The organism is Telluria sp. ZB4P37, from assembly GCF_059685855.1.
This window is the reverse complement of the sequence record NZ_JCASID010000021.1, coordinates 25,805-44,601: the sequence shown is the minus strand read 5'-3', so window position 1 is coordinate 44,601 and position 18,797 is coordinate 25,805. Positions and strand designations below refer to the sequence as shown.

General features: G+C 65.1%; 19 protein-coding genes and 2 tRNA genes. 8 read left to right on the top strand and 13 right to left on the bottom strand.

What is annotated here, in order from left to right:
* Positions 1-347 precede the first annotated feature (347 nt).
* On the top strand, positions 348-743 hold the full coding sequence (locus tag AC56K1_RS21850) for a hypothetical protein (protein ID WP_497159881.1): 396 nt from the start codon (positions 348-350) through the stop codon (positions 741-743).
* Positions 744-1,075: 332 nt separating this feature from the next.
* Complete coding sequence (locus AC56K1_RS21845) at positions 1,076-2,026, top strand: substrate-binding periplasmic protein (protein WP_497159880.1); 951 nt, start codon at positions 1,076-1,078, stop codon at positions 2,024-2,026.
* Between the two features lie 177 nt (positions 2,027-2,203).
* Here AC56K1_RS21845 and AC56K1_RS21840 read toward each other — a convergent pair whose 3' ends face one another.
* On the bottom strand, positions 2,204-2,362 hold the full coding sequence (locus tag AC56K1_RS21840; protein ID WP_497159898.1) for a DUF2256 domain-containing protein: 159 nt from the start codon (positions 2,360-2,362) through the stop codon (positions 2,204-2,206).
* Here AC56K1_RS21840 and AC56K1_RS21835 point away from each other — a divergent pair.
* A complete protein-coding gene (locus tag AC56K1_RS21835; RefSeq protein WP_497159899.1) occupies positions 2,295-2,486 on the top strand; it encodes a hypothetical protein in 192 nt (63 codons plus the stop codon). The genes AC56K1_RS21840 and AC56K1_RS21835 overlap by 68 nt on opposite strands.
* Positions 2,487-2,538: 52 nt before the next feature.
* Here the strand turns inward: AC56K1_RS21835 and AC56K1_RS21830 are convergent.
* The 6 genes from AC56K1_RS21830 to AC56K1_RS21805 form a co-directional block, all read right to left on the bottom strand.
* Positions 2,539-2,614: transfer RNA gene (locus tag AC56K1_RS21830), tRNA-Phe, on the bottom strand.
* The gene (locus AC56K1_RS21825; protein ID WP_497159879.1) at positions 2,605-3,486 is read right to left on the bottom strand and encodes an alpha/beta fold hydrolase; all 882 of its coding nucleotides are present in this window, start codon (positions 3,484-3,486) and stop codon (positions 2,605-2,607) included. The genes AC56K1_RS21830 and AC56K1_RS21825 overlap by 10 nt, the downstream gene beginning before the upstream one ends.
* A gap of 480 nt (positions 3,487-3,966) precedes the next feature.
* Positions 3,967-4,042: transfer RNA gene (locus AC56K1_RS21820), tRNA-Phe, on the bottom strand.
* 79 nt (positions 4,043-4,121) lie between these two features.
* Positions 4,122-4,679, bottom strand: a complete 558-nt coding sequence (locus AC56K1_RS21815; protein ID WP_497159878.1) for a lipocalin family protein — start codon at positions 4,677-4,679, stop codon at positions 4,122-4,124.
* 72 nt (positions 4,680-4,751) lie between these two features.
* Complete coding sequence (locus tag AC56K1_RS21810; protein ID WP_497159877.1) at positions 4,752-5,237, bottom strand: acyl-CoA thioesterase; 486 nt, start codon at positions 5,235-5,237, stop codon at positions 4,752-4,754.
* 105 nt (positions 5,238-5,342) lie between these two features.
* On the bottom strand, positions 5,343-7,136 hold the full coding sequence (locus AC56K1_RS21805) for a methyl-accepting chemotaxis protein (RefSeq protein WP_497159876.1): 1,794 nt from the start codon (positions 7,134-7,136) through the stop codon (positions 5,343-5,345).
* Between the two features lie 240 nt (positions 7,137-7,376).
* Here AC56K1_RS21805 and epsC point away from each other — a divergent pair, with 240 nt between their 5' ends.
* Positions 7,377-8,294: a serine O-acetyltransferase EpsC gene (gene epsC / locus AC56K1_RS21800; RefSeq protein WP_497159875.1), complete on the top strand. Its 918-nt coding sequence runs from the start codon at positions 7,377-7,379 to the stop codon at positions 8,292-8,294.
* 46 nt (positions 8,295-8,340) lie between these two features.
* Positions 8,341-9,036 carry an alpha/beta fold hydrolase gene (locus AC56K1_RS21795; RefSeq protein WP_497159874.1) on the top strand — a complete coding sequence of 232 codons (696 nt, stop codon included), beginning with the start codon at positions 8,341-8,343 and terminating at the stop codon, positions 9,034-9,036.
* Here AC56K1_RS21795 and AC56K1_RS21790 read toward each other — a convergent pair.
* The 4 genes from AC56K1_RS21790 to AC56K1_RS21775 form a co-directional block, all read right to left on the bottom strand.
* A complete protein-coding gene (locus tag AC56K1_RS21790; protein WP_497159873.1) occupies positions 9,033-9,944 on the bottom strand; it encodes an apurinic/apyrimidinic endonuclease family protein in 912 nt (303 codons plus the stop codon). The genes AC56K1_RS21795 and AC56K1_RS21790 overlap by 4 nt on opposite strands.
* A 125-nt stretch (positions 9,945-10,069) precedes the next feature.
* Positions 10,070-10,981: a CAP domain-containing protein gene (locus tag AC56K1_RS21785; protein WP_497159872.1), complete on the bottom strand. Its 912-nt coding sequence runs from the start codon at positions 10,979-10,981 to the stop codon at positions 10,070-10,072.
* A gap of 232 nt (positions 10,982-11,213) precedes the next feature.
* Positions 11,214-13,025: a tetratricopeptide repeat protein gene (locus tag AC56K1_RS21780; protein WP_497159871.1), complete on the bottom strand. Its 1,812-nt coding sequence runs from the start codon at positions 13,023-13,025 to the stop codon at positions 11,214-11,216.
* 116 nt (positions 13,026-13,141) lie between these two features.
* The gene (locus AC56K1_RS21775; RefSeq protein ID WP_497159870.1) at positions 13,142-13,486 is read right to left on the bottom strand and encodes a zinc ribbon domain-containing protein YjdM; all 345 of its coding nucleotides are present in this window, start codon (positions 13,484-13,486) and stop codon (positions 13,142-13,144) included.
* A gap of 221 nt (positions 13,487-13,707) precedes the next feature.
* On the opposite strand from AC56K1_RS21775, the gene AC56K1_RS21770 reads away from it, so the two are divergent.
* The gene (locus AC56K1_RS21770; protein WP_497159897.1) at positions 13,708-15,039 is read left to right on the top strand and encodes a GGDEF domain-containing protein; all 1,332 of its coding nucleotides are present in this window, start codon (positions 13,708-13,710) and stop codon (positions 15,037-15,039) included.
* A gap of 81 nt (positions 15,040-15,120) precedes the next feature.
* On the opposite strand, the gene AC56K1_RS21765 is transcribed toward AC56K1_RS21770, so the two are convergent.
* A complete protein-coding gene (locus AC56K1_RS21765) occupies positions 15,121-15,627 on the bottom strand; it encodes a host attachment protein (RefSeq protein WP_497159869.1) in 507 nt (168 codons plus the stop codon).
* 312 nt (positions 15,628-15,939) lie between these two features.
* On the opposite strand from AC56K1_RS21765, the gene AC56K1_RS21760 reads away from it, so the two are divergent.
* Positions 15,940-16,815, top strand: a complete 876-nt coding sequence (locus AC56K1_RS21760) for a class I SAM-dependent methyltransferase (RefSeq protein WP_497159868.1) — start codon at positions 15,940-15,942, stop codon at positions 16,813-16,815.
* A gap of 64 nt (positions 16,816-16,879) precedes the next feature.
* Here AC56K1_RS21760 and AC56K1_RS21755 read toward each other — a convergent pair whose 3' ends face one another.
* Positions 16,880-17,332, bottom strand: coding sequence for a nuclear transport factor 2 family protein (locus AC56K1_RS21755; RefSeq protein ID WP_497159867.1), 453 nt, complete (start codon positions 17,330-17,332; stop codon positions 16,880-16,882).
* A gap of 159 nt (positions 17,333-17,491) precedes the next feature.
* On the opposite strand from AC56K1_RS21755, the gene AC56K1_RS21750 reads away from it, so the two are divergent.
* Positions 17,492-18,634, top strand: a complete 1,143-nt coding sequence (locus tag AC56K1_RS21750) for a branched-chain amino acid ABC transporter substrate-binding protein (RefSeq protein ID WP_497159866.1) — start codon at positions 17,492-17,494, stop codon at positions 18,632-18,634.
* Positions 18,635-18,797 lie beyond the last annotated feature (163 nt).

Here is an 18,797-nt window from a genome sequence, read left to right as displayed (position 1 = left end):
TCGTCATCCCGGGCAAGACCGGGGGCAGGCAGGGTACGATCTAGACGCGCCGCGTTGATCCACGTGCCAGAAACGGCAACGCCAACCTGCATGGGTTGGCGTTTTACCTTGCTGCTGAATTCCCGGTGGCCCGGGGCGGAATCGAAACACCGGCACTAGGATGTGCGATCCCCTTGGTAATGCTTGAGCAGCCTTCACAGGCGAGTGCTGTTAGAATTTGCGATAGCCTTCCGGCGTCCATTTTCAGGAGTACACACATCCTAGGTTTTTTAGTCAGAGCGGCGATACGTACGCCAAAGCTAACGCTCGCTGTTGCGTTATCACTGCTGGCAGCGTTGGCCAGCACGATGACCTACACCGGTTTCCTTGTCGTCGGGGTTCTGGCGGATTATCTCGGCACGGGCCGGGTCATCGCAGGACTACTGCTTGGCGGTCTTTTTGCAAGATTTCCCTGGATAAGCAAAGGTAAGCTGCGCATTGTTGGCCTGTTACCTAAACCTGCCCGTCGACCGTTAATTGTGAGCATCCTCGCACTGTGCCTGTTGCACTTTCTGTGGCGAGGCGACCATGTGCCTGCACTGTTCACAGGTTTCGCTACGGCTTTTCTTCTCACCTACCCGTGGTTGAGACGAGTGGTATTCGACCGAATGTTATCGTCTGTTTTCAAATTCACTGGCCGCAACCCTTCCAAGCGCATCGATGAGACGGTGATTGATGCTGAATTCAGGGAAAGAAAAGAATGAGGGTTGACACGCGGACTTTAGGTTCCGGAAACAAAAACGCCAACCTGAATGGGTTGGCGTTTTTGTTTGCTACTATTCTTGGTGGCCCGGGGCGGAATCGAACCACCGATACAAGGATGTTCAATCTTCTGCTCTACCAGCTGAGCTATCGGGTTCCAGGCACTCCAACAAAAATTACCACCAAGCCGGGTGGGGGGGGGCTTCGTGGCAACGCAACAGTAGACGCCCGCTGTATCCCAGGGTGAGCGCATGCTAGCATGCAGCTTGTCAACACGGGTGTCAGATCCCTGGCACGCCCGCCTTTGCCGCCAAACATGCCCCGACTTGTCTCCATGCTACTGTCGAGCGTCCTTTGCCTGTGCACGCTGCCCGGCGCCGCCGCCACCTACACCTACCTACGTCCGGAATGGGCCGATACCGAGCGTGATCCGTATGGGGTCGCGCTGCTGAAACTGGCGTTCGCAAAAGCCGGGGTCTGCCATACGCTGATCTATAGCGAACAAAGCATGAAACAGGCGCGCGCCGTGCACGAACTCGGGCGCGATTCCGGCAAGCTCGACATCATGATCACGATGACATCGCCGGAGCGCGAAGCTGCCTTGCTGGGCGTGCCGGTGCCGCTCACCAAGGGCGTGCTCGGCTGGCGCATCGCGCTGGTACGCAAGGAGCGATTGCACCAGTTCGCCGCCGTGCGTGAAGCCGGGCAATTGAAGAAATTCGTGGCGGGGCAGGGGCACGACTGGCCGGACACGGCGATCCTGCGCGCCAACGGCTTGCCGGTCGAGGTCTCGTCGACCTACGAGGGCATGTTCAAGATGCTCGAAGCGGGGCGGATCGACTACTTCCCGCGCGCCGTCCAGCAGGTATTCGCCGAGCATAAAGAACATCCAGCCCTGGCGCTCGAACCGCATATTGCGCTGCGCTACCCGACCGACGCCTATTTTTTCGTCAACCGCCGCAATACGCGCCTGGCTGCGGACGTGCGGCGCGGCCTGGAGAGCGCCGTGGCCGACGGTTCCTTCGACCAGCTTTTCTATAGTTATTTCGCGGCGCAGATTGCCGCCGCCGGCCTGGCAGGGCGCCGTATCATCGATCTGCCGAATTTCGCACGCGCTCCCTCCCTGCCGGTCGAACGTAGCAAGCTGTGGTTCTCGCTGGCGGACTTGCGCAAGCCGGCCTTCATCGAAGCCGCAAGCGGACGCGCCCGGCCACCTGTCGCCGCGCATGCCTGCCCGGCTGCCCAGGGGCCGGCCATCCAGGCCGGGACGCGCCGGCGCGATTGAGAGCACTTGTTTTTAGAAACGATAGTGCCAACCGAGGGTTGGCGCTTTTCGTTCTTGAAGGCCCGGGGCGCAATCGAACTATCGACCCTCATGGCGCTGGCCCTGACCCGCAAGGCCGTCAGGCGGCACAGTGGACTGCCCCGGCCGGTTCAGGCCGTTTTGCTTTCCGGCGCGCCATCAACCGCCTGCCACGTCCTTTGCCTGCCGGGCGCTGCGCCGGCAGCGTTCAGAGCAATACCTGACCTGGTCCCAGTCCCGCTCCCATTTCTTGCGCCAGCTGAAGGGAAGGGTGCATTGGGCGCAGATCTTCACCGGAAGCTCGGATTTCTTGCGCATTTTCATGGGGACGATTGTAGCGCCGGCATCCTTGCAGTGGCTGTCCACCCGCGCCGTGCCCGGATGCAGCGTCGCCAGCAAGGACGAGGTCGGCGGACGAGAAGAAGACAAGCCGCAAAACTAAAACGCCACCCAAAGGTACCCAAAGGTGGCGTTCTGCGGTACTGCTGGATTCTTGGTGGCCCGGGGCGGAATCGAACCACCGACACAAGGATTTTCAATCCGCGGCGCTATCGAATGGGCTACCAGGCCAGGCCGGTGGAATGTGGCTGCAGGCTTGAAAATTGTTCAGGACGGTCCCCGCAGCCCGCGTGTAAGAGCCCGGCTGCAGCATTGCCGCGCTCACTGGCAAGGGTGCTCAGGATCAGCTGCGCGGTCTCCGCCGGAGCATCCCAGTGCGGAAAATGTCCACAGCGATCGAACCAGTGCAGTTGCGCATCCGGAAACAAGGCCAGCGCGCGCTTGGCCTGGCGCGGAAAGCAGACCCGATCACGCCGTCCCCAACCAATAACGAGCGGATGCGCGATGCTGTTGCGCGGAGCCCCTTGTTGCTCTTCACCGTAGGCGAGCTGTGCGAGCAGTTCATCGAAAGCCGACGAGGCCACATAGCTGCACAATTCATCGCTCACAGTGTCTGACGCCAGCTTTGTCGGCCGGGCAGAAAATTGTGCCAGCAACAAGGCGCGACCAAGCGGGTTGGCGCAGACCGCCGGCAATACCGGGCGGAGCAGCCGCAGCAGCCGGATCGACAGGTAGATCGAGCTGAAGAACGCATGACGCTCCCATCCCTGCCAGAAACCGCCTGGATTAAGCGCTACCACGCCGCCCACGATCCCGCCGCGTCGCGCCAGCTCCAGCACCAGCCGCGCACCCATCGAGCTGCCGACTGCATCGATGCCGCTCAAGCCATGGGCATGGAGGAAGGCGGCGGTCTCGTTCGCCAGGGTGCGGATCGAGGTTTCTCCAGCCAGCCTCGGGGTCTGACCAAAGCCGGGCAGGTCCACCGCGATTACTTCGCGGCTCGTCGCGAGGTCAGCCATGATGGGCTTCCAGCTCTGCCAATGGCCGCCAAGGCCATGAATCAGCAGCAAAGGCTTGCCGGTGCCGCGACGAATGTGATGCATGATCGATCCTCCCAGCGCACGGGTGTGCGTATGCTGCAAGCATATCGCGGCGGCCACAACGACTGCGTTCGTTAGGAACAACAGCGCCGCCTCAGCTCATTTTCGGTCTGTGTTCGGGACAACCGCTGCGGCCGCGCCGAGCAGGACAGAGTGCTCGGCCTTTCTGTTCAATGTCGTGCTCCGGCGGGGCAATAGCACGATTTCAATAACCTTTTGGCTGCAATCACAGGCAGCATGGAAGTCATGCATATACGGATTGCCCAAGGGCGGCATGCAGAGCTTGAACGCTATATTACTGCCACTCTAGGTGCCGCACGTCGCGCTGCGGCCCTTACGCTGGCGCATGCACGAACTTGGCAGGATGCCCTGCGCGAGACAGCATGTCTAACCTACCGGAGATAGACCGGAGACACCGGGACTGCGTGTACCCCAAACGACAACGCCCACTTGCATGAGTGGGCGTTGCGTGAGGGATGTTCTTGGTGGCCCGGGGCGGAATCGAACCACCGACACAAGGATTTTCAATCCTCTGCTCTACCAACTGAGCTACCAGGCCAAGGGCTCGCATTCTAGCACACCGGGAAACGCGGCGGTAGCAGCCCCGCCAAAATGGGCGCATCGAGATGACACGGTTGTTAATCCGCTTGCTTGGTGGGCTCCAGCCGCTTCATGTCCAGCCCCTGGACTGCCAGTCTTCCCAGCAGCGCGTCGTAGGCAGCGGGATCGACCTTGGGCGTGCGCGACAGGATCCACAGGTATTCGCGCTTCGGCTCGCTGATCGCCGCGAGTTGGTAGTTCGCGTCCAGGTCGATCACCCAGTAGTCGCCCCAGACCACCGGCAGGAACGAGAAAATGGCGGGTGCGAAGCGCACTTCCAGCTTCGGCGAGGTGGGGCCGCCGGGCTGGCGTGCGACGCCGGTCGCCACATTGTCTTTGCCGTCCGCGAGGCGGCAGCGGTTGACTACATCGACCCGCCCGTCGTCGCGCGCGCTATACGTCGCGCTCGTGAAGCCGATGCATTTTTTCTGGAATGCGTTCGGGAATTTGGCGATTTCGTACCAGGTTCCCATGTAGCGCTTGAGGTCGAGCGAGGCAACGGTGGCAAGCGGCTTGGCATCCGCCGGTCCCGCGCCGGCAGCCTGGGCCTGGACGGCGAACAGCAATGCCAGCGGTGCGAGCAGGGCAGCTTTCATATCGTTTCCTGGAATGGTTGAGCGCCTATGGTAGCCGCCCAGGCCGCACCTGGCCGCACGCCATGCCGGAGACTAAATGCGCGCGGCGGCGCGCGCGGCGTGCTGGCGTTCGAGCTCCAGGCGCGCTTCCTTGCGGCCCTTGGCTTCCTCGAAGCGGCGCTCTTCTTCCGGCGTCGACGGCGTCAGCTGCGGCACCGCCACCGGCTTGCGGTCGTCGCCGACCGCGACCATCGTGAAGAAGCAGCTGTTCACATGACGCACCGCCTGCGAGCGGATGTCCTCGGCGATCACCTTGATGCCGATCTCCATCGAGCTGCGGCCCGCATAGTTCACCGAGGCGAGGAAGGTCACCAGCTCGCCGACGTGAATCGGCTGGCGAAAGCTCACCTGGTCGACGCTCATCGTCACGACGTAGCGGCCGGCGTAGCGGCTGGCGCAGGCATAGGCCACCTGATCGAGCAGCTTGAGGATGGTGCCGCCGTGGACGTTACCGGAAAAATTCGCCGTGTCCGGCGTCATCAGGACCGTCATCGACAGCTGGTGGGAAGGCAGGTTCATGCGCGACTCGCTTCAGGGAAAAGTCCTATGTTGCTTCAGAAATGCCCGGCAAGCAATGGCGGTAAAGGGGAGGGCAGGGCCGCCCTGGGGCGGTCCCTTGAAATATCAGAACTCTTCCCAGGCCTCTTCGGCGCTGGACGTGCCTGCGGCAGCGGCCGAGGCACGGCGTGGAGCAGGTTTGACGCGCCTGGCTGGCGTGGCCGGCATGTCGGGTTTCACGGCCCGGGCCGCCTTGGGAGCGGGCTTGGCATCCATGTTGGTATCCACCTTGGCGCTGCCCGGCGCCACGGCGCCTGCCTTGGCAGGGACGGGCGCCTTCAGGCGCGCCGCACTCCGCGCCGGCTTGTCCGCCAGCCGGAACACCGAGACCAGCTGGGCCAGGCCTGCGGCCTGCTCCTTCATCGATTCGGTGGCGGCGGCCGATTCCTCCACCAGGGTGGCATTCTGCTGGGTGACGCTGTCCATGTCCGCCACCGCGCCGTGCACCTGCTGGATGCCGCTGGCCTGTTCGTGGCTCGAGTGGACGATCTCCCCCATGATCGCGGTCACGCGGCCGATGCTCTCGACGATGCCGGTCATGGTGGTGCCGGCGCGGCCGGCCAGGTCGGCGCCGCTGGAGACGCGCCGGGTCGAGTCGTCGATCAGTTCCTTGATTTCCTTGGCCGCGGCTGCCGAGCGTTGGGCCAGCGAGCGCACTTCGCCGGCCACCACGGCAAAGCCGCGCCCCTGCTCGCCGGCGCGCGCCGCTTCCACCGCGGCGTTGAGCGCCAGGATATTGGTCTGGAAGGCGATGCCGTCGATGACGCCGATGATGTCGACGATGCGCGCCGAGGATTCGTTGATCGCACCCATGGTGTCGACCAATTGCCCCACCATGTCGCCGCCTTGCTGCGCCACTTTCGATGCCGCCAGCGCCAGCCCGTTGGCTTCTTCGGCATTGGCGGCGCTGTGCCCGACCGCATGCGCCAGCTCGTTCATCGACGAGGCGGTCTGTTCCAGCGCGGCGGCCTGGCTCTCGGTGCGGCGCGACAGGTCTTGCGCTTCGCTGGCCATCGCGTCCACCGACGAGGCGATGGTGACCGTGCCTTCGCGCACCTTGCCGACGATGTCGGCCAGGCTGTCGCGCATGCGCTGCAGGGCATGCAGCAGGCTGCTGTCATCCCCCTGGCGCAGCGCGACCCGCACGTCCAGGTTGCCGGCGGCGATTTCGTTGGCAATGCGCGCCGCTTCCGCCGGTTCGCCGCCCAGGCGGCGGAACAGGGAACGCGAGAACAGGGCGGAGGCGCCCAGGCTGCCCGCCAGCGTCAGCCCGCACAGCAGCACCAGCATGCTGGTGCTGTCGCCGGCGCTGGCCAGCACGTCACGGGTTGCGGTATCGATGCTGCGGTGCTGCAGGGCCTGCAGCTCGGAGACCTTGTCCAGGTATTGCTGGGTACTGGGCAGAAACTCGCGCTCGTACACCGTCATCGCCTGCTCGGCGCTGCCGCCGGACTTGAGCTGCATCACGCGGTCGCGGCTTGCAATGTAACGGCTTCTCGCCTCGACGACGGTATCGAACAAGGCCTTTTCCGCCGGGGTGGCGAGCAGCGTGCCCACCTTCTCCTGCAGAGCGTTGGTGCGTTGGCTCGATTCGGTGCTCTCCAGCGCAAAGACCTTGGCCAGCTCCGGATCGCTGGAACGCGCCACCGCCGAGGTGCGCTTGGCCGACACCGACAGGTTGAGCAGCCACTGCGAGATCAGGCGCTCCTTGACCAGCGGGCGCTGGGTCAGCGCTTCGCTTTCCTGCGCCAGCACCTGCAGGCGCCAGATCGCGACGGCGGTGGACAGGAAGGAGATGACGATCACGAAGGCGAAGGCGATGCGCAGTTGCGCACGGACATGGGACGCTGCTTTGAACACGGTGGCTCCTGGGTCGTGGCGGGGCATGCCGGCGTGGCAGTGGATGCCCGGGAATGAACAGTTGGCCAGGATCGTGCTGCGAGGCCAGAATGTTCCGCAAAACGATTAACGTAGAGCAAAATGCGGACCGGGGACCAGCGACTGGATCAAACTGGCGGCGAATGCCTTATGACGATTTACATATATCTAAGTGTGATCTGAATCGTTCCCGTGCCCAGGTGGATCGGGTAGGCTCGGCACATGAACAGCGATTTCCCTCCCTCCACCGGCTCCGTGCAATGGCACCTGGGCCCGATCATCGACGCACTGCGCACCTCGCGCGAGTCGACCCACAACATCCGCCACCAGGGACGCGTGCGCGAGCTCCCCTCGCGCGAAGTCCTGACGCAGGTAGTGAACGGCGTCTCGGCGGCGCTGTTCCCGACCCATTACGGGCGGCCCGACCTGAATGACGAGAGCATCGATTATTTTGTCGGCGACACCCTCAACGTGACGCTCGACCGGCTGGTCGAACAGGTGCGGCGTGCGCTGCGCTTTTCGCCCCAGTTCGAAGACGACGACGAGGCGCTGCTGGCCAACCGGGCGCGCGCCATCACGCACGAGTTCGCGGCCAGCCTGCCGGCGATCCGCGCGCTGCTGGTGTCGGACGTGCAGGCCGCCCTGGCCGGCGACCCGGCCGCCAGCTCGGTGGCCGAGATCATGCTGTGCTATCCGGGCACCATCGCAATCCTGTATCACCGCCTGGCGCACTGCCTGCACCGCCTTGGCGCGCCTTTCCTGGCGCGCCTGATCGCGGACATCGGCCATTCGCTGACCGGCATCGACATCCACCCGGCAGCGACCATCGGCGGCAGCTTCTTTATCGACCACGGCACCGGCGTCGTCATCGGCGAGACCGCGATCCTCGGCGAGCGCGTGCGCCTGTACCAGGCGGTGACCTTGGGCGCGAAACGCTTCCCGGTCGATGCCAACGGCGCGCTGGTCAAGGGCGCGCCGCGCCACCCGATCGTCGAGGACGACGTGGTCATCTATGCCGGCGCCACCATCCTGGGGCGCATCACTGTGGGTGCGGGTTCGACCATCGGCGGCAACGTCTGGCTGACCCAGAGCGTCCCGCCAGGCAGCAACGTCTCGCAGGCCCAGTCGCGCAATACCTGACCGGTCGCGAGGCCGCCCGATACGGGCGCTTTGCTATCATGGCGCGATGTCACTCCTCCTCATTCCCGGCTATATGCTCGACGAGACGCTCTGGGACGACGTCACCAAGGGGCTCGACAAGTTCGGGCCGCTGGTGCACGCCGACCTGCGTCACGATGCCACCATCGAAGCGATGGCCAGCCGCGCGCTCGCCAACGCTCCCTGCAACTTCATCCTGATGGGATTTTCGATGGGCGGCTATGTCGCCCGCGAGATCGTCCGCATGGCGCCCGGCCGCGTGCAGGCGCTGGTGCTGGTCGCCACCTCGACCCGTCCTGATTCGCCGGCGCTGCGCCAAAGCCGCGGCAGGGTCGGCACCGCGGCCCAATCGGTGTCGTTCTCGGGACTGAGCCGCACCGCGATCGCCACCTCGCTGCACCCGAAGGAGCGCGAGAACGATGCGTTGATCGAACGCGTGCGCGCGATGGGCGTGCGCCTGGGCGGCGAGGTGTTCCGCCGCCAGTCGGCCCTGGAGCGCGCGGGCGACCTCGACCGCCTGCACGAGATCCGCTGCCCGACACTGGTCATCGCGGCGGGGCAGGACCGGCTGCGCAGCCGCGAAGAGTCCGAAGAGCTGCACGCCGGCATACCGGGCGCGCACTATGTGGTGATCGAAGAGAGCGGGCACATGCTGCCGCTGGAGGCGCCGGACGCGCTGCTGGCGGCCGTGCTGCCCTGGCTGGAGCGCGTCGCGCCGGCCTAGAGCGGCGCGACGCCCACGATGCCGGGCGCCGTCACCGACCATGCGCGCAACCCGCGGATCGCTTCTTCCTTGAGCTTGGCCTCGATCTCGATATACGGCGCGCTGTGGTAGGACGAGGGCATCACCGAGATCAGGTCGGCATGCTGGCGGTCGTTGAAGCCTTCGCGGCCGTTCGAGATGTGCACCAGCTGGTGGGCCGGATTGGCCCAGGTCTCGCGCGCCTTGAGCAGCATGGCGCCGACGCTGGGATCCTCGTAGCTCGACAGCTTGGCGTGCACGATGTGGTGGTGGGCATCGAACACCATCGGCACGCCGCTCCTCATGCAGATCGCGTAGATCTCTTCAGCGCCGTAGGCGTACTCGTCGTTTTCCAGGCCGAGGCGGCAGCGGATGCCGTCGGGCAGGGTGGCAATGCGCTCCACCAGCGCGTCGGCGCGGTTGCCCTTGCCGCCATGCACCTCGAGCAGGGCCCACGGTGAGCGCGGCTGTTCGAGCAAGTCCATGATCTCGGCGTGCATCTGCAGGATCTTGATGCTGTTCGCCACCACGCCTTCCGAATCCGAACTGAGCACGACAAACTGGTCCGGGTGCATCACCAGCCGGATGCCCCGCTCGGTCGCGCGCCGGCCCGAGCACCCGAGGGTGGCGGCAAACGGTGCCAGCACCTCGCGCCCGATGTCTTCATCGGCGAAGGGAAAGATCGAGGAGGGAATCCGGTACAGCCCGATGCCTTCGGCCAGGCAATAGGCCATCGCCTTGTCGAAGGTCTGGATATTGTCGCGGTAGATGTCTTCCAGGACGCGGCGCTGTCCCTCGTCGGATTGCTCGAGCAGGCGCTTGCGCGTGACAGTGCGGTAGCGGACGTCTTTCGACGCGGTGATGCAGACAAGGCCGAGATGAGGTGGCATGGTAGCTGGAGTCGACTGGTTGCGCAGCGCGTCCCGGATGGCCGCGCCTGCCTTTCTTGCCAGGTGAGTCTATCTTAAGCGACCATTGCAGACGGCACGAATGGCGTCCCGGATTCGTCCCGGCATCAGCCGCGGCGGCCGAACACTTGCGTCCAGTAGATGATGCCGGCGCGGTGCCCATTGGCCAGGGCGTAGGCCGCGCCCATCTCGGTAAATCCCGGGTTCATGATGTTGGCGCAATGGCCCGGGCTGTCGAGCCAGCCGGTGATGGCTTCCTCGGGCGTGCGCTGGCCGAACGCGATGTTCTCGCCCACGCGCTGCCACTGGTAGCCGGCGCGGCGGGCACGCTCGGCGGCGGTGCTGCCATCCTTGGCCTTGTGGCTGAAATAGCGGCGCGCCGCCATGTCGCGGCTGTGCGCCAGCGCGGCCTGGCCCAGTTCCGGGTCCCAGCGCACTGGCGGCGCCGGCGGATAGGATTGGCTACCGCAGGTACGGCCGCTGGCGCGCGCCGCGTTGACACCGGCCAGGATCACCTGGCCCGCATCGCGCCAGTCCGGATAGACGCTGGAGGGCAGCGGTGGTGACGGGCGGGCGAGCACGACCGTCCACACATTGCCGTCGCGGTAACTGCCGACCGCGGAAAAGCGCGGGTTGAGCAGCGTCTTGCAGTATTTTTCCTGGATGACGCTCATCGCATCCATCGCATGTTGCGGGCCGGTGACGCTGATGGTTTCGGCGTGGTCGGCGTCATAGCCGGCACGTTCCAGGGCCGTCTCGATGAAGGTGGCCGGACCGATGCGCACGCGCGCCAGCGCCGGGTGCGCCGTGAGCGCATCCACCGCGGCCGCGGCACGTCCGTCGCAGCTGCCCGGCGCGGTACGGTAGGCATTGATCAGGGCGGTCAAGCTCGCTGCGCCGTCGCCGGGTGGCAGGGCGGCGACGGCCTGGGCGGGCCAGGACGCCACGAGTGCGAGCACGAGCGCGCCGTGCCGACGGGCGAAGGAAGTACAAGCCAGGGTCGGGATGGTCGGGTACAAGATGGTTCCTCGTCGCGCAGGGCGCGGTCATGCGATGCTATTGCTTACCGGCGGCGCATGGGCGCCGGCATGACAAAACTGAATTGACAGGACATAAACTTGGGCAAGAATGCAAAAACGCCGACCGGAAGGTCAGCGTTTTCATCGCCGGGCAGCTGAAGGACACCCGCGCGGCAGATCCCACTATAGCAGCCGAACCGGCGCCGGGAAAGCGCCGGCCTGTAACAAGGCGCTACAGCCGCGCAAGCGGCGGCCCGCCCCGTTCACCCAGCCAGGTCGTCTCGAAGCGCTTTTGCGCCGCAGCCAGCGCGGGCGCGTCGCCGCGTTTCTGGTAGACCTCGATCAGGCCGCGCAAGGCCCAGCCATTGCTCGGGATGCGGGCCAGCGAATCGCGGAACACCTGCTCGGCGGCGTCGAGCTGGCCGGAGCGCAGCAGCGCCGCCCCCAGCGACTGGCGCACCGGGTAGTACCAATGGGGCGGTTCCATATAGGGCATCTGGTCTTGCACGGCAATAGCTTCGCGGTAAGCGGCGATGGCCCCTGGCAGGTTGCCGCGCGCATCGGCCAGCCGGCCCCGCGCAACGGCGCGGGCCGTCTGCACGATTTCGCGCGCCGGGATGCCCCAGTCCGCGATCGGCTTGAAGTCGGCGGTTTTTTCGATCCGGTCCAGGGCCGCGACTTCGCGGCTGCTATCGAGCGGCATGCCCTTGCGCGCGAACCCGACGGCGCGGGCGTAATGCCACATGGCCTTGACCAGCACGAAATCGGGGCCCGGGTCCGGAAGGGCCACCAGCACCTCGGGCGAACTGAACTGCACGTGCGAAAAATAGGGCGCCGCTTTAACCGGCTGCAGGCTGGCGAATTCCTTGAGCAGGTCGGCAGGAATGGCCTTGTCCAGCTTGCCGGCCGCCTCGAGCGCCGTGCGGCCGTCGCCACCCATCAGGGCCGACACCATGACGAAGTGGATGTTATGGGGATAGTAGGCGCCGCGGTAGACCGGGTCGCTGGGCGAGCGGCTGAAGTATTGCTCGTCGATGGCAATGGCGTCGAGGTTGGACTGCAGGGCGTCGCGGTACATGCCCAGCCGGTAATAGATATGCGAGGGCATGTGGACGATATGGCCCGCGCCGGGAATCTGCCGCGCCAGCACCTTCGCCGCCGGCAGCGCCCGTTCCGGATGGGTGGAGGCTTCCATCGCGTGGATGTAATAGTGGGCCGCGCCGGGATGGGTGGGATTGCGCTCGAGCACCCGCTCGAGTGCGGCGAGCATCTCGGCGCTGCGGTTCTTGGGCTGGGCGCCGCCGGCCTGCCAATAATCCCAGGGCGACAGGTCCATGAGCGATTCCGCAAACAGTACCTGGATGGTGTCGTGGGTCGGGAAGGCGCGTGCGGCGTCGGCCATGGCATCGGCATAGGCCCGGTCGAGCGGGGAGCGGTCTTGCGGCGGCTCGGGCAGGTAGCGCTTGGCCAAGGCGCGGATCACGGCCTGCTCGTGCGGCGTGGCCTTGCCGGCCAGGGAAACGGCCTTGGCCGCCGCCGCCGCGGCCGGCGCCGCCGCAGTGGGGAACATGGGCGCATTGATGTTCGGCCCCAGCACCAGCGCCTCGCCCCAGTAGCACATGGCGCAGCCGGGGTCGATGCCCTGGGCGGCGCGGAAGGCGCGCGCGGCCTCGGCGTGGTTGAAGGCGAAGGTCAGCCGCATGCCCTGGTCGAAATAGGCCTGCGCTTTTGGGTTGCTGGTGGTGATCGGGACGTGCAGGGTGCCGAGGTTGTCGTACAGCGGCGGCATGGCGCTGTCGCTTGCGGCCGGCTTTTGCTGGCCCGGCTTGAACGGCGCCGTTTCGGCCTGGGCCAGCACCAGGCGCTCGAGCAGGGGCGGACGGCCGCCGCGCGCCGGCGTGCAGTTTGCGCCGCCGGCGAACAAGGGATCGAAGGCGGGCTGCGCCGGCCTGGGTGCGTCTTGCGCCGACGAGACCGCGGCCACCGTGGCCGCGGCGGCCAGCGCGACGGCGCCGATCGCCGTAAAGAACTGTGCTGTTTTCATCGCTCCTCCCACACGCTACTGCGTGCCAGGCATCCGGATTGGAGTCGATGCAGCGAAGGGCAGTTCCACAGGGCAGGCGAAGCTGGCGCGCTCTTCGGCTACGGCCTTGAGCTAGATCAGACTTTCCTGACAAATTCCGTTTTCAGGCTCATGGCGCCGAAGCCTTCGATCTTGCAGTCGATGTCGTGGTCGCTGTCGACCAGCCGGATGTTCTTGACCTTGGTGCCCTGCTTGATGACGCCGCCCGACCCCTTCGGTTTCAGGTCCTTGATGACGGTCACGGTGTCGCCGTCCTGCAAGATGGTGCCCGACGCATCGCGGTAGACCCGGTCGCCATCCGCCGGGGTGCTGCCGCCGGCGACCGGCCATTCATGGGCGCATTCGGGGCAGACGTACTGGTCCGAGCCGTCCTCGTAGGTATAGGTGGACTGGCATAGCGGGCAGGCAGGCAGGGCGCTCATGGTGATCGTGGACTGAAGGGGAACGGGGATTGTCGCACCCCGGTCTCGACCCGGCAAGCGCAGGGTCTGCCGGACCGCCACCCTCCCGACCGGGTGGGCTGTGCCGGCACCCGGGTTTTTCGCAACAGCCCCTTCAGAATTGCACATGGGACAGCAATTCTTGTGTATGGTTGATGTTGCAGGCTGGTATTTACCGCAACGATGACGCTGACGAGAACATGATGAGCGACGTGCCACTCTATAAGAACAAGGTACTGTTCCTGTCTCAAAACTTTTTCATCAAGGACAACCAGTCCGAGCTGCTGCTGTGCGCGCATAAATACGATTTCGACATCCTCTTCTTCAGCGAAGTCAGCGATTTTGTCGCAGCAGTCGAACAGGACGGGGGCAGCAGCCTGTACGTGATCGACCTGGACGCGCTGCACAATATGCAGGCGGACATGCAGGACAGCCGCAAGACCCTGATGCTGGGCGAACTGCTGCAGCGCCTGCCGTGCGAGCACAGCTATGTCTACCTGCAGAGTGCGCGCCAGGGCAGCCGCTTCCTGCTCCAGCAGCGCCTGGTGGACAGCAATTGCCTGGCCTATGCGGAAAAACCCATCGCCAACGACGTGCTGGTCGACAAGCTGTTCAACCTGTTCGTCCAGCAAAAGCGCGGCGACCTGGTACGGCTGATCTATCTCGGCGAGCTGGCCGGGCTGGACCCGGCGGCCTTGCTGGATCAGCGCATCGAGCTGACCCAGCACCTCGACGCCCAGTCCCTGCACCTGAGGGTCAAGGAGCTGCAGCCTGACATCGTATTCATCACCGACGCCGAATACGCGCGCACCGAGTCGCTGGTGCGGGTGCTCAAGAAGAACATGGAAGCCGACCCCGTACGCGAAATCGCCCTGCTGCAGCGCCAGCCGGACCCGGCCCTGACCCGGCGCGCGCTGGCCAGCGGTTTCGATGCGATCGTGCCGGTGATGGATGCCGATTTGCTGGCGGCCCAGCTGGTCAACCGGGCCAGCAAGATCCGCATCGGCCGCGACCTGATCGGCAAGGACCGGGCGACGGGCCTGCTCAACAAGGTTGGCCTGCAGAAGAAGTCCCAGGACCTGATCCGGCGCGCCGGGCTGGAAGATCGCCCGCTAGCCTACGGCGTCATCGACATCGACAAGTTCAAGACCATCAACGATACCTGGGGCCATTATTTCGGCGATATCGTGATCAAGCGCCTCTCGCTGACGCTGGCCCCGCAGGTGGGCGAATCGGACCTGCTCAGCCGTTTCGGCGGCGAGGAATTCGTGGTCGTGTTCTGGGATTGCACCCTGCAGCAGGGGCAGGCCAGGCTCGATGCGATGCGCCAGGCTTTCTGCGCCATCCCGTTCGAAGTGCGCGCCGGCGACATCCGCCGTTTTTCCTTCAGCGGCGGGGTTGCGGCCTATCCAGAATACAAGAGCGAGAACGAATTGTTCCTGCGCGCGGACGCGATGCTGTACGAAGCGAAGGAGGGCGGGCGCAACCAGGTCTGCGCGGAGCCGTCCCGCCAGCGGCACAGCATGGCGCACTGAGACAAGCCGGCCGCGGATTTGCTGATGGCAAAAAAAAACGCCAACCGACCGGGTGGCGCCTGGTGACGACGCGTGTCAGCCTTACTCGGCCTTCGCCGCCTGTGCGTGTAATTGCTCGCGCAGTTGCTGCGCGTTGGAGTGGGTATAGTCCTTGTTGAACTCGGACTTGATCAGCCCCTTCACTTGCGGATCCAGGTTCTGGCGCAAGGTTCCCAGGAACTCGGGCGAAGCGGCGATGATCAGCTGCTGGTAGCGCCCGTCCTGCTGGCCCTTCAGCAGGTAGTCCGAGACGTCCTTCGCGAACAGTTCGGCCTGGTGCTGGGCAGGCGTTTGCGCCGGCTGGTACAGCTTGTTCGGCGCCCCGGCCTTGGCATTGTGGGCCATGCCGGCGCCCTCATTACCACCGATGCTGTGGCGGCTGCTCGAGGCAGCGGTCGGGCCGAGTTTATCGGTTTCGGTGTCCTGGGTGCGCAGTTGCGCTCCCGAATTGACCATGTCTTCGATCTCCTGCAACGGCTTGGCCGGATCGGACTCGGAGAAGAATCGTGCACGGCCCGCATTGGCCGAAAGAATCCAGGTTGTTGGCATGCTACCCCCTGTCAGTATGTGAATTGTTGGTGTGGTCGTTCCGCAGTGACGCATGCGCAATGAAGCGCAATCTGCTGGGAACGGCATGGGCGCAATGGCCCCGCGATCGCCCGCAACTAGCCCCGTGACAGGGGCCAGGAGCATGTCGATCAGGCTAGGCCCGAGTATAGCCCCGGTTCCAGAACCCCGGCGCACCAACGCCGCGCTAACGTGCGCATGCATGAGCAGGGCGCTGCCGGGCAGGCGATCTTTTCCGTTATCCAGGGGTCTAATCATGGTTTCAACTGCCGGAACGTATCGAGGAGACCTGTCATGAGCCAACCCACCCCCTCCACCCCGGCGCCGGAGCAGGCGCCGAATCTTCCCACCCCCGACTTCGCAGCCATCAAGCAGCGCCAGCAGGCTACCTGGGCCAGCGGCGACTTCGCCATCATCGGCGTCACGCTGCAGATTGTCGGCGAGTCGCTCGCCGAGGCGGTCGACATCCGCTCCGGCGAGCGCGTGATCGACATCGCCGCGGGCAACGGCAATGCGACCCTGGCCGCGGCGCGCCGTTTCGCCCATGTGACCTCGACCGACTACGTTCCCGCGCTGCTGGAAAAAGGCCGTGCCCGGGCCGCGGCCGAGGGCCTGGCCGTTGATTTCCACGAGGCCGACGCCGAAGCGCTGCCTTTCCACGACGGCAGTTTCGACGTCGCGCTCTCGACCTTCGGCATCATGTTCGCGCCGGACCACCTTCGTTCGGCCAGCGAGATGATGCGGGTCGTACGCCCCGGCGGGCGCATCGGTATCGCCAACTGGACCCCGGACGGCTTCATCGGCAACCTGTTCAAGACGGTCGGCAAGTTCGTTCCGCCACCCGCCGGATTGACTCCGCCGCCACGCTGGGGCCAGGAGGACTACCTCCGCCAGCTGTTCGGCAACAGTGCGGCAAGTATCCGCGCCGAGCGCAAGATGTTCAACATGCGCTATGGCTCGGTCGCCCACTGGCTGCAGGTGTTCCGCGACTACTACGGGCCGGTGCACAAGGCCTTCGCCGCGCTCGATCCGGCCGGACAACAGGCGCTCCAGAGCGAGATCCTGGCCTTGCTCGATCGCTTCAATGTCTCGGGCGACGATTCGCTGGTGGTGCCGGCCGAATACCTGGAGGCGGTGATCGTCAAGCGCCCGCCCGACGTGCTGCACTAGCAGAAAAGTACCAGGCCGGGCAGGGCAAAACGCCCCGCCCGACCTGGTACGGTCGGTGCGCGGTTCAGTGGGGACGCTGCGTCGCCTGCTCGCCAGACACCGGCTGGGCGCCCGTGTCGCCGCCGAAGGCCCTTTCCGCCGTCGTGTTGTCATAGATGGTTTCGAAGCTGGCCACCTTGCCGTCATGCAGCGTGATGACATGCGTCCATGGCACGTCGTAGCTGCGCCCGGTCGCCTTGACCAGCCAGCTTGCCTCCCCGATGACGACCACCTTGTCGCCCTCGGCGATGCAATCCTTGACCTCGAAGCGGGTGGCCTGCGAGGTCTCGCCAAGCTTGCGGAAGAATTGCGCGATGCCGGCCTTGCCATGGTAGTTGCCGGAGAAGGGCACGATGTCCGAATCGGGCCCGATCCATTCGGCGTCGTCGCGATAACGCTCCAGCAGGGCGGGAATATCGCCTTTCTTGAACAGCTCATACGCTTCCATGACGAGGCGTTTGTTTTCCTGGATAGTCATGACATCTCCTCGATGAGTCGGCGTGAAGCACCAGGCCGGCGGCCGTGGCGCTTCGCGCCGATATCTTCAGCCTAGTGCCGGGCGTGCGGAAATCAAGCGAAGTCCGGGGCGGCAGTACAATCGAACGCATCCATTCGATAAAACGATAAAAGGCTGCCAATGCGTTCGTCTGTCGTGATTCCTTCCCTCGTCCTCGCGCTTGCCGCTGCAAGCGCGCATGCCCAAACCGAGGTGAAGATCGGCACCGCCTCGCCGCTCTCCGGTCCCGGCGCCCACCAGGGCAAGGACATCGAATACGGCGCCCGCATGGCCATCGACGAGCTCAATGCGAAAGGCGTGGCGATCGGCGGGCGCAAGCTCAAGTGGGTGCTGCAGGCCGAAGACGATGCAGCCGACCCGAAGACCGGCACGGCGGTCGCCCAGAAGCTGGTCGATGCGCACGTCGCGGGCGTGGTCGGGCACCTCAATTCAGGCACCACGGTGCCGGCATCGAAGATCTACGCCAGCGCCGGCATTCCCCAGATTTCGCCGGCCGCGACGACGCCGCTGTACACCCAGCAGGGCTACAAGACCGCCTTCCGGGTCGTGGCCAACGACAACCTGATCGGCCGCACGCTGGCGGCTTACTCCATCAATACGCTCAAGGCCAGAAAGATCGCCGTGATCGACGACCGCACGGCCTTCGGCCAGGGCCTGGCCGACCAGTTCGCGAAGGAAGTGCGGCGCCTGGGCACCGCAACCGTCGTCAGCCGCCAGTTCACCAATGACAAGGCCACCGACTTCAACGCCATCCTGACGCAAATCCGCGCCCACAAGCCGGACGTGATCTTCTATGGCGGCATGGACGCAGTGGCCGGTCCCATGCTCAAGCAGATGAAGACGCTGGGGCTGCAGGCCAGGTTCGTCGCGGGCGACGGGGTGTGCTCGGAAAAGCTGCCGCTGCTGGCGGGTGACGCGCTCGGCGACGACAAGGTGTTCTGCGTGGTCGCGGGCGGCGTCACGGGCGCGCAGGAAGCCGGCTACACCGCTTTCACCGAACGCTTCCGCGAGCGCTTCAAGCTGCCGGTGGAAACCTACGCACCGTATGCCTACGATGCGGTGATGGTCTTCGCCGCCGCCATGCAGAAGGCGCAATCGACCGATCCGGCAAAATTCCTGCCGGTGCTGGCTGGTATCAAGCACGAGGGTGTGACCGGCACCATCGCTTTTGATCCGAAGGGCGACCTGCGCGATGCCGCGATGACGCTGTACACCTACCGCAAGGGCAAGAAGGCCAGGCTGCAGGTGGTGCGCGCGAAGTAAGCACCGCATCTGCCACCTGCACCGGCGCCACCTTCGGGTGGCGTTTTTCTTGTGCCCGGTGCCATGGCCGGACGGAGCATCGATTTTGCATAGCGCCTGTATTGACGGGGCTTGTGGCGCAACTTGCATATGAAAATGCACTTGGCATAGCTCCTCCAGTTCG

Bases quoted from the DNA above. Each gene is read 5' to 3' on its own strand.
- AC56K1_RS21825 (WP_497159879.1), bottom strand. From the start codon at position 3,486: ATGCATCACATTCGTCGCGGCACCGGCAAGCCTTTGCTGCTGATTCAT.
- AC56K1_RS21795 (WP_497159874.1), top strand. From the start codon at position 8,341: ATGTCACTCCTCCTCATTCCCGGCTATATGCTCGACGAGACGCTCTGG.
- AC56K1_RS21815 (WP_497159878.1), bottom strand. From the start codon at position 4,679: ATGAAAGCTGCCCTGCTCGCACCGCTGGCATTGCTGTTCGCCGTCCAG.
- AC56K1_RS21840 (WP_497159898.1), bottom strand. From the start codon at position 2,362: ATGCGCAAGAAATCCGAGCTTCCGGTGAAGATCTGCGCCCAATGCACC.
- AC56K1_RS21765 (WP_497159869.1), bottom strand. From the start codon at position 15,627: ATGCCAACAACCTGGATTCTTTCGGCCAATGCGGGCCGTGCACGATTC.
- AC56K1_RS21790 (WP_497159873.1), bottom strand. From the start codon at position 9,944: ATGCCACCTCATCTCGGCCTTGTCTGCATCACCGCGTCGAAAGACGTC.
- AC56K1_RS21750 (WP_497159866.1), top strand. From the start codon at position 17,492: ATGCGTTCGTCTGTCGTGATTCCTTCCCTCGTCCTCGCGCTTGCCGCT.
- AC56K1_RS21850 (WP_497159881.1), top strand. From the start codon at position 348: ATGACCTACACCGGTTTCCTTGTCGTCGGGGTTCTGGCGGATTATCTC.
- AC56K1_RS21810 (WP_497159877.1), bottom strand. From the start codon at position 5,237: ATGAACCTGCCTTCCCACCAGCTGTCGATGACGGTCCTGATGACGCCG.
- epsC (WP_497159875.1), top strand. From the start codon at position 7,377: ATGAACAGCGATTTCCCTCCCTCCACCGGCTCCGTGCAATGGCACCTG.
- AC56K1_RS21770 (WP_497159897.1), top strand. From the start codon at position 13,708: ATGAGCGACGTGCCACTCTATAAGAACAAGGTACTGTTCCTGTCTCAA.
- AC56K1_RS21760 (WP_497159868.1), top strand. From the start codon at position 15,940: ATGAGCCAACCCACCCCCTCCACCCCGGCGCCGGAGCAGGCGCCGAAT.
- AC56K1_RS21780 (WP_497159871.1), bottom strand. From the start codon at position 13,025: ATGAAAACAGCACAGTTCTTTACGGCGATCGGCGCCGTCGCGCTGGCC.
- AC56K1_RS21845 (WP_497159880.1), top strand. From the start codon at position 1,076: ATGCTACTGTCGAGCGTCCTTTGCCTGTGCACGCTGCCCGGCGCCGCC.
- AC56K1_RS21755 (WP_497159867.1), bottom strand. From the start codon at position 17,332: ATGACTATCCAGGAAAACAAACGCCTCGTCATGGAAGCGTATGAGCTG.
- AC56K1_RS21775 (WP_497159870.1), bottom strand. From the start codon at position 13,486: ATGAGCGCCCTGCCTGCCTGCCCGCTATGCCAGTCCACCTATACCTAC.